This is a genomic window from Micromonospora qiuiae, from assembly GCF_016863555.1.
GTDB classification, from domain to species: domain Bacteria; phylum Actinomycetota; class Actinomycetes; order Mycobacteriales; family Micromonosporaceae; genus Micromonospora; species Micromonospora qiuiae.
Genome location: NZ_BOPC01000135.1, coordinates 1 through 8,758, shown reverse-complemented (window position 1 = coordinate 8,758; position 8,758 = coordinate 1). Strand labels below are relative to the sequence as shown.

Below are 8,758 nucleotides of genomic sequence, written 5' to 3'. Positions count from 1 at the left end.
GGGGGCCGACCGCGAGCAGTTCCTCGCCGGCCTGCAGGCGCTGACCACCGGCACCCCGACCGCGTACACCGTGACCGGCCACACCACCACGGGCCGCCTGGCCGTTCTCTTCACCGGCCAGGGCAGCCAGCACCCCGGCATGGGTCGCCTGCTGGCCGCCGAGTACCCGGCCTACGCCGCCGCCCTCGACGACGCATGCCGAGCCCTCGACCAGCACCTGCCGCAGCCTCTGCGCGACGTCATGTGGCACGACACCGGCGACGATGGGCTCCTCGATCAGACCCTCTACACCCAGGCCGCGCTCTTTGCCACGCACGTCGCCCTCTACCGGCTGCTTGAGCACTGGGGAATCACCGCGGACTACTTCGCCGGGCACTCGATCGGCGAGTTGGCCGCCGCGCACCTGGCCGGCGTGTTCAGCCTCGCGGACGCCGCCCGGCTCGTCACCGCCCGCGGCCGGCTCATGCAGAGCCTGCCCGCCGGCGCGATGCTCGCCGTCGAGGCCGTTGAGGAGGAGGTGGATGCCCTCGTCGCCGCGCACGACGACGTCGCCGTCGCCGCCGTCAACAGCCCGCGCCACGTCGTTCTCTCCGGGGGCACCGACGCCCTCGACGCGCTCGCGGCCACGCTCGCCAGCCAGGGCCGCAAGACCCGGCGCCTGACCGTCAGCCACGCCTTCCACTCACACCACATGGATCCAATCATCGACGGGTTCGCGGAGGTGGCGGCGACGGTGGCCTACAGTCAGCCGGCGATCCCGATCGTCTCCAATGTGACCGGCGAGCTTGTCAACGCCGAGCTGTGCGACCCGGCGTACTGGACCCGGCACATCCGCCAAGCCGTGCGGTTCGGCGACGGTGTGGAGACGCTCGCCCGCAACGGCGTCACGCACTGGCTCGAGCTCGGTCCGGCACCGGCTCTCGCCTCGCTCATCCAGCACAGCCTGGCCGAGCCGGACCGGCACCTCATCGTCACCGCATCGCACCGGCAGCAGCCGGAACCCACCGCCGCGGTCAGCGCCGCCGCGCGGCTGCACGTCAACGGGCACTCCGTCACGTGGGCCAACGTCCTTCCGGCCGCGCTGGCGACCACCCCGCCCCTGCCCGACCTGCCCACGTACCCCTTCCAGCGCCGCAGGTACTGGCTCAACGTCAGCTCCGGCAGTGCTTCGCGTACCGCGGATGAGCAGCGCTTCTGGTCCGCTGTCGACCAGCAGGACGCCCGCGCCATGGCCGACGAGCTGGGCACCGAGGCGGACCTTACGGCGCTGCTGCCCGCGCTGGCCCAGTGGCGACGGCGCAAGCATGACGACTCGATGGTGGACAAGTGGCGGTACCGGGTGACCTGGCGGCCGCTCGACCCGCCGGCGGAAAGCGACCTGACCGGCCGTTGGCTGCTCGTCGTGCCGGCGGGTGGGTACGCCGACGCGTGGGCGGACGCCGCCACGGAGGCGCTCACCGCCGCCGGGGCCGAGGTCCGGATCGCCGCGCTCGACGCGGCCCGGGCCGATCGGTCGTCCCTCGCCGAAACCCTGACCAAGGCCGGTGCGACACCGAGGGGCGTCGTCTCGCTGCTCGCCCTCGACGACTCCGCGCACCCGATGCAGCTGGCCGTGCCAGCGGGTGTGGCCAGCACCGTGGCACTACTGCAGGCCATCGCCGATGCGGCTGTGGAGGCGCCGCTGTGGCTGGCGACCCGGTCGGCGGTGGCAGCCGGGCCGGCTACCGAAGCGGTCCACCCCGCGCAGGCACAGGTCTGGGGGCTCGGGATCACCGCGACACTGGAGTACCCGGGCCGCGGCGGCGGGCTGATCGACCTCCCCGCGGCACCCGACGCGATCACGCCGGCCCAGCTGCGACAGGCGCTCTCCGCCGGCTCGGAAGACCAGCTCGCGTTGCGGCCGTCCGGGCTGTTCGCGCGACGCCTGGTGCCGGCGCCGGCGGTCCAGCAGCCTGTACGCGCCTGGCGCCCCACCGGTACGGCCCTCGTCACCGGCGGCACCGGCGGCCTCGGGGCCCACGTGGCGCGGTTCCTGGCCGCCGCGGGAGCGGAGCGGATCGTACTGGTCAGCCGCCGCGGCCCGGACGCGCCGGGGGCGCCGCAACTCGTCTCGCAGCTCACCGAGGCCGGCGCCGACGTCTCGGTGCTCGCCTGCGACGTCGCCGACCGCGCCGACCTGGCCGACCTGCTCGAACGGGTCCGTGCGGAAAACGGTCCCATCGGGACAGTCGTGCACGCGGCCGGCGCGGTAGGGCAAACTCCGCTGACCGAACTGACGCTCGACGAACTCGGGCGCATCGCCGCCAAGGCAGCCGCAGCGACCCACCTGAGTGAGCTGCTCGACACCGAGCCGCTGGATGCCTTCGTCCTCTTCTCGTCGATCGCGGGAATCTGGGGAAGCGGTGGCCATGCCGCGTACGCCGCCGCGAACGCCCACCTCGACGCGCTGGCCGAGCGGCGGCGAGCCGATGGCCACGCCGCCACCTCGGTGGCCTGGGGCGTATGGGACGGCGCCGGGATGGCCAGCCAGGACGGGCTGGGCGAACAGCTGCGCCGGCAGGGCGTCCGGGCCATGCCGCCAGCGCTGGCCCTCGCCGCTCTGCGGCAGGCGCTCAACCACGACGACACCGCGGTGACAGTGGCCGATGTGGACTGGTCCCGTTTCGTTCCGGTGTTCAGCGCCGTGCGGGCCCGCCCTCTGCTGGCCGACCTGCCGGGGGCCGCCGGGGAGGCCGACCAGGCCACCGGCGACGCCACGCCGGACGCCGCCGCCACGCTCAGGAACGAGCTGGCCTCCCTGCCCACGGCCGACCTGCGACCGCGGCTGCTGCGGCTCGTCGCCGAGTACGTGGCTCAGGTCTCCGGGCGCTCGGCGAACGAAGCCGTCGATCCCGACCGCTCCTTCCGCGACCTCGGTTTCGACTCGGTGATGGCGGTCGAGCTGCGCCAGTTGCTCACCGGCGCGAGCGGCCTGAACCTGCCCAACACCGTCGCGTTCGACTACCCGAGCCCGTCGGCCCTGGTCGAGCGTATGCAGGAGCTGCTCACCGACGAGCGGCCGGAGTCCGCCGTCGCGACCGTGGCAGCGGCGCCGGACGAGCCGATCGCGATCATCGGTATGGCCTGCAGGTACCCCGGTGGCGTCCGCACACCCGAAGACCTGTGGCATCTCGTGGCGTCGGAGACCGACGCGATCGGGCACTTCCCGACCGACCGCGGTTGGGACGTGGACGGGCTCTACCATCCCGATCCGGCGCATCCGGGCACCTCGTACGCGAACACCGGCGGGTTCCTCTACGAGGCGGCGGAGTTCGATCCCGTGTTCTTCGACATCAGCCCGCGCGAAGCGCTGGCGATCGACCCGCAGCAGCGCCTGCTGCTGGAGACGGCCTGGGAAGCCGTCGAGCGGGCCGGCATCGTCCCGTCCGCCCTGCGCGGCAGCCGGACCGGCGTGTTCGCCGGCACCTGGTCGCAGGAGTACGGCGGCGGCATCGGCCAGGGTACCGCCGAGACCGAGGGGTACCTGCTGACCGGCACGACGTCCAGCGTGGCGTCCGGGCGGATCGCCTACACGCTCGGCCTGCACGGACCGGCGGTCACGGTGGATACCGCCTGCTCCTCTTCGCTTGTCGCCATTCACCTCGCGGTGCAGGCGCTGCGCTCCGGCGATTGCACGCTGGCGCTGGCCGGCGGAGCGACAGTGATGGCCAATCCCGGCGTGTTCGTGGAGTTCAGCCGGCAGCGCGGGCTGGCGCCGGACGGGCGCTGCAAGTCGTTTTCGGCGACTGCGGACGGCACCGGCTGGGGCGAGGGCGTCGGCGTGCTGCTGCTCGAACGCCTCAGCGACGCACAGGCCAACGGCCGGCGGATCCTCGGCGTGGTCCGCGGCACCGCGGTCAACCAGGACGGGGCGAGCAACGGGCTCACCGCCCCCAACGGGCCCGCACAGCAGCGCGTCATCCGGCAGGCGCTGGCGAACGCCGGTTTGACCACGGCCGACGTCGACGCGATCGAGGCGCATGGCACGGGTACCCAGCTCGGCGACCCGATTGAGGCGCAGTCCGTCATCGCGACCTACGGTCAGGACCGGCCGGCCGACCGGCCGATCTGGCTGGGATCGCTCAAGTCCAACATCGGCCACACCCAGGCCGCCGCGGGCGTGGGCGGCGTGATCAAGATGATTGAGGCCATGCGGCACGGCGAGCTGCCGCGGACCCTGCACCTGGACGAACCGACCACTCAGGTGGACTGGAAGGCGGGAGCGGTCGCGCTGCTCGACCGGCGGGTGGCCTGGCCCGACAATGGACGCCTGCGCCGGGCCGGGGTTTCATCCTTCGGCATCAGCGGCACGAACGCCCACGTCATCGTCGAGCAGGCGCCCGCCGACCAGCCCGCGCCGCTGGACGTCACGCCGGTGGTCCTACCGCTGCCGGTCTCCGCGCGCTCCATGCCGGCGCTGCGGGCGCAGGCCCACCGGCTGGCCGGGTTCCTGCGCGAAAACCCCGACCTGCCGACCACGGCGGTCGCACGCACGCTCGCCACGGCTCGCAGCTCCTTCGAGTACCGAGCGGTAGTGCTCGGCCGGAACCGCGCGCACCTGCTGGACGGCCTCGAGCTGCTCGCCCGCGACGTCGAGGACGCGGCGGTGGTCACCGGCCGGGTGGGCGCGCCCGGAAAGACGGCGTTCCAGTTCACCGGGCAGGGCGCCCAGCGGCTGGGCATGGGCCGCGAGCTGTACCAGGATTCTGCCGTGTTCGCCGCGGCGCTCGACGCCGTATGCGCCGCGCTCGACCCGCATCTGGAGCGGCCGTTGCGGCAGGTCATGTGGGCCGCCGAAGGGTCGCCGGAGGCCGGGCTGCTCGACCAGACTCGGTACACGCAGCCGGCCCTGTTCGCCATCGAGGTCGCTCTCCACCGGCTGCTGACCCATCACGGGCTGCGGCCGGACTACCTGATCGGTCACTCGATCGGCGAGTTGGCGGCGGCGCACGTGGCCGGGGTGCTCAACCTGGAGTCGGCGGCGCTGCTGGTCGCGGCGCGCGGTCGGCTGATGCAGGAGCTCCGGCCGGGCGGTGCCATGGTGGCCATCCGGGCGCGCGAGGAGGAGGTACTGCCGCTGCTCGCCGACGTGCTGGACCGGGTCGGCGTCGCCGCGGTCAACGGTCCCGAGTCGCTGGTTGTCTCCGGCGAGGCGGAGGCGGTCGACACGATCGCGGCCCACTTCAAGGCGGAAGGCCGCAGGACCAGGCGGCTCACCGTGAGCCACAGCTTCCACTCCCCGCTCATGGAGCCGATGCTCGCCGGGTTCCGGGAGGTGGCTGCCCGCCTGACGTACCAGCCGCCACGGATACCCGTCGTTTCTAACCTGACCGGCCGGCTGGCCGAGGCGGAGGAGCTGTGCACGGCCGAGTACTGGGTCCGGCACGTACGTGCGGCGGTCCGCTTCAACGACGGCGTGCACGCCCTGCGTGAGCTCGGCGTGACCACGTACGTCGAGGTAGGACCGGACGCCACGCTGACCTCGATGGCTCGGGAGAGCGTGCAGGCCGAGGCGGACGACCCGGCCTCGTTCATCCCGGTCCTGCGGCGTGGCCAGAGCGAACCGGAGGTGTTCGCCACCGCCCTGGCCCAGGCACACGTCGGTGGCCTGCCCGTCGAATGGCACGACCTGCACGGTACGGCCGCCGGAGACCGGCCGGTCCCGGTCGACCTGCCGACGTACGCCTTTCAGCGGGAGCGGTTCTGGCTCGCGGCACCGCCTGCGCAAGCCACCGAGACCGGGGCGGCCACGCTCGACCACCCCCTGGTTCAGGTGCTCACCGAGTTGGACGACGGCGGCCAGCTGTACACGGGCCGGATGTCGCTGCGATCCCAGCCCTGGCTGTACGACCACGTCGTCTTCGAGGACGTGGTGGTACCCGGCACCACCTGGGTGGAGCTCAGCGCCTGGGCGGGTCGCCAAATCGGCTGTCACGTGCTGGCCGAGTTCTCACACGAGTCGCCGCTGATCCTGCCCGAGAACCGCACCGTCGATCTCCAGCTACGGATCGGAGCACCGGACGAGTCCGGCCGGCGCGTGGTCAGCCTGCGCTGCCGCCCGGCTGACGAGGCGACGCGGAAGCCGTGGCTACCCCTTGGGCGTGGCGTACTGGCCCTCGGCGACCCGATCGACGACCAGGCGGCTCCCTCCGAGCTGCTGGTCTGGCCGCCAGCGGAGGCCGAGCCGCTGGACGCCGAGCGTTTCTACCAGCGCCACGCGGAACTCGGCTTCTACATCTGGGGCCCGTCGTTCCGCTCGCTGCGGCAGGCCTGGGAGCGGGACGGCGATCTCTTCGCCGAGGTGCGCTTCCCGGACGAGTGCGACGCCGGCCGGTTCGACCTGCACCCGGCGTTCCTGGACGCGTCGATGCACGCACTCGGCCTCGACCAGATCAACAAGGATCTGACCGGCCTCGTGGCCGACACCGGCAAGGACAGCGAACGGCCGCGGATCCCGTTCGCCTGGCGGGATGTCCGCCTGCACGGGCGGGGTACCCGGTCGTTGCGGGTCAGGTTGTCGCCCTCGGCGGCCGGCGGGACCCGGCTTACCCTGGCTGACGAGGCCGGCCGGCTCATCGCCACCGTCGAGTCGGTGGTCATGCTGCCGGTGTCGATCGAACAGCTGAAGAGTTCGCTCACCGCTCCCCGGCACGAGTCGCTCTTCCACGTCGACTGGGCTCCGCTGCCGACCCCCTCGACGGCGGTGGACAGCCGCGAAGTGGCGCTGGTCGCCGGCGAAGGCGAGGTTTCGGCTGACTCCGCGTTCACCGTGTACCCCGATCTAGCCGCGCTCCGGGGGGCGGTGACCTCCGGCGCGGCGAAACCGCGCGCGGTGGTGCTGTCCCGCCTCGGACCCACCGGCGACGACACGGTCCGCGGTACCCACGCGGCCACCTGGCAGATGGTGGAGCGGGCGCGGTCGTGGCTGGCCGAGCCAGCGTTCGCCGAACGCCCGTTGGCGGTGTTGACCCGCGGCGCGGTGGCCGCCGTGCCCGGCGACCAGGTCGACCCGGCCCGGGCCGCCGTGTGGGGCCTGATCCGGTCCGCCCAGCTCGAACAGCCCGACCGGTTCATCCTGATCGACATCGACGACCGGCCCGCCTCGTGGCAGGCGTTGCCCGCGGTGCTGCACACCGCCAGGCGCGACCGGGAGGGACAGATCGCGGTACGGGACGGCCAGCCGTACGCACCGTCGCTGGTCCGGCTCCCCTCCGTGGCGGAACCCAAGCCACGGCAGCTGCTCGATCCGGCCGGCACGGTGCTCGTCACCGGCGGTACCGGGACGCTCGGCGGGCTGGTCGCCCGACACCTGGTGGTCGAGCATGGCGCACGGCATCTGCTGCTGACCAGCCGGCGCGGCCCGGACGCTGACGGCGCGACCGAACTGGCCGCGCAGCTCACCGAGTTGGGCGCCGAGGTACGCGTCGAGGCTTGCGACACGGCCGACCGGGACGCGCTGGCCCGCCTTCTGGACAGCATCCCGGTCGAGCGTCCGCTCACCTCGGTGGTGCATACCGCGGGTGTACTGGCCGACGCGGTGATCACCGCACTGACCGTGGACGACATCGAGCGTGTCCTACGGCCGAAGGTGGACGCCGCCTGGCATCTGCACGAGCTCACGCGCGACCGGAACCTGTCGAGCTTCGTGCTCTTCTCCGCCGCGGCCGGCGTCCTGGGCAACGCGGGGCAGGGCAACTACGCCGCCGCCAACGCGTTCCTGGATGCGCTCGCCCAGCACCGCCACGACCTCGGCCTGCCGGCCAGCTCGCTGGCCTGGGGTCTGTGGGCACCGGCCAGTGGCATCACCGGGCACCTCAGCGAGGCCGACCTGGGCCGCATCGCCCGCGGCGGCATGCACCCGCTGAGCCCGGCCGACGCGATGACCCTGCTCGACATCGCGCACGGCACGGGCAAGGCGAACCTGATGCCGGCCAACCTGGACGTGACGCCGCTGCGCGAATCCACGTCGGTGCCCACTCTGCTGCGCCGCCTGGTCCGCTCGTTGCCTCAGCAGATGACCGCGGCCGTGACGCGGCCCGCTCAGAAGGACGTGCTGCACCGCCTCGACGGACTATCCATGTCGGAGCAGGAGCGGCTGCTGATCGAGTTCGTGACCAGCCACGTCGCCACGGTCACGAACCACCCGCCGCAGACGATCGACCCGGCGCGGCCGTTCCGCGAGATGGGCTTCGACTCCCTGATGGCGCTGGAGCTGCGCAACCGGCTGGCGAATACCACCGGCCTGTCGCTGCCAGCCACGCTGGTCTTCGACCACCCGACCGCAGCCGCGCTCAGCCGCCAGCTCCGGACACTGCTCGCCCCGGCCACGAACGGCGGCAACGGCAACGACTCCGCCCGGAGCTTGGTGGACGCACCGGACACGGTGATCCGCCAAGCGCTGACCACGATCCCGGTGAGCCGGCTGCGAGCCGCCGGCCTCGTGGAAGCCCTGCTGCAGCTCGCCGCCCCGGACAAGCGGCAAACAGCGGACGACGACAACGCGGACATCAACGACATGGACGTCGACGAGCTGGTCCGCCTGGCTCTGAACGACACGACCGAAGCCGGTAACGACTCCTGAACCCGACGGACGCATTGGACCACGATCATGACTTTGTCTTCCGAATCCTCCGGGAAGGTTGTCGCGGCACTGCGGGCCGCCCTGCTGGAGAACAAGCGCCTCAAACAACAGAACGAGAATCTTCTCGACGACCTGGCT

General features: G+C 72.5%; 2 protein-coding genes. Both read left to right on the top strand.

The genetic code is table 11. The features are described 5' to 3' along the window. The first annotated feature begins 70 nt into the window (after nt 1-70). Nucleotides 71-8,620, top strand: coding sequence for a type I polyketide synthase (locus Vqi01_RS29415; RefSeq protein WP_275408855.1), 8,550 nt, complete (start codon nt 71-73; stop codon nt 8,618-8,620). Nucleotides 8,621-8,647: 27 nt separating this feature from the next. Next, nucleotides 8,648-8,758 (top strand): polyketide synthase docking domain-containing protein (locus Vqi01_RS31730; RefSeq protein WP_204038400.1); only part of this gene is annotated, 111 nt, incomplete at its 3' end.